The sequence below is a fragment of the Novosphingobium lindaniclasticum LE124 genome, assembly GCF_000445125.1.
GTDB lineage: Bacteria > Pseudomonadota > Alphaproteobacteria > Sphingomonadales > Sphingomonadaceae > Novosphingobium > Novosphingobium lindaniclasticum.
The window spans coordinates 1-1,173 of record NZ_ATHL01000033.1; the positions used below are offsets into that span (position 1 = coordinate 1).

General features: G+C 51.7%; 2 rRNA genes. Both read left to right on the top strand.

The features are described 5' to 3' along the window. Positions 1 to 986: ribosomal RNA gene (locus L284_RS28680) — 23S ribosomal RNA — on the top strand; the annotation flags it as partial. A 71-nt stretch (positions 987 to 1,057) separates the two neighbouring features. After that, positions 1,058 to 1,172, top strand: a 5S ribosomal RNA gene (rrf, locus tag L284_RS28685). The last annotated feature ends 1 nt before the right edge of the window (position 1,173 follow it).

Below are 1,173 nucleotides of genomic sequence, written 5' to 3' on the forward strand. Positions count from 1 at the left end.
TAACTATAACGGTCCTAAGGTAGCGAAATTCCTTGTCGGGTAAGTTCCGACCCGCACGAAAGGCGTAACGATTTGGGCACTGTCTCAACGAGAGACTCGGTGAAATCATAGTACCTGTGAAGATGCAGGTTACCCGCGACAGGACGGAAAGACCCCGTGGAGCTTTACTGTAGCCTGATATTGAAATTCGGCACAGCTTGTACAGGATAGGTAGGAGCCTTTGAAACGTGAGCGCTAGCTTACGTGGAGGCGTTGGTGGGATACTACCCTAGCTGTGTTGGCTTTCTAACCCGCACCACTTATCGTGGTGGGAGACAGTGTCAGGCGGGCAGTTTGACTGGGGCGGTCGCCTCCTAAAAGGTAACGGAGGCGCTCAAAGGTTCCCTCAGAATGGTTGGAAATCATTCATAGAGTGTAAAGGCATAAGGGAGCTTGACTGCGAGACCTACAAGTCGAGCAGGGTCGAAAGACGGACTTAGTGATCCGGTGGTTCCGCATGGAAGGGCCATCGCTCAACGGATAAAAGCTACCCCGGGGATAACAGGCTTATCTCCCCCAAGAGTTCACATCGACGGGGAGGTTTGGCACCTCGATGTCGGCTCATCGCATCCTGGGGCTGTAGTCGGTCCCAAGGGTTGGGCTGTTCGCCCATTAAAGCGGTACGCGAGCTGGGTTCAGAACGTCGTGAGACAGTTCGGTCCCTATCCGTCGTGGGCGTAGGAAATTTGAGAGGAGCTGTCCTTAGTACGAGAGGACCGGGATGGACATACCTCTGGTGTACCAGTTGTCGTGCCAACGGCATAGCTGGGTAGCTATGTATGGACGGGATAAGTGCTGAAAGCATCTAAGCATGAAGCCCCCCTCAAGATGAGATTTCCCAACTTCGGTTATAAGATCCCTCGAAGATGACGAGGTTAATAGGTTCGAGGTGGAAGCGTGGTGACACGTGGAGCTGACGAATACTAATCGATCGAAGACTTAATCAATTTTTTAAAAAGCGTTTTGCGACGCAAAAACTTACTTACTATCTAGTTTTGAATGTATAATCATTCATTTGTCTGGTGACCATAGCGTCAGTGACCCACCCGATCCCATCTCGAACTCGGCCGTGAAACCTGACAGCGCCGATGGTACTTGCGCTCAAGCGTTGGAAGAGTAGGACGTCGCCAGGCA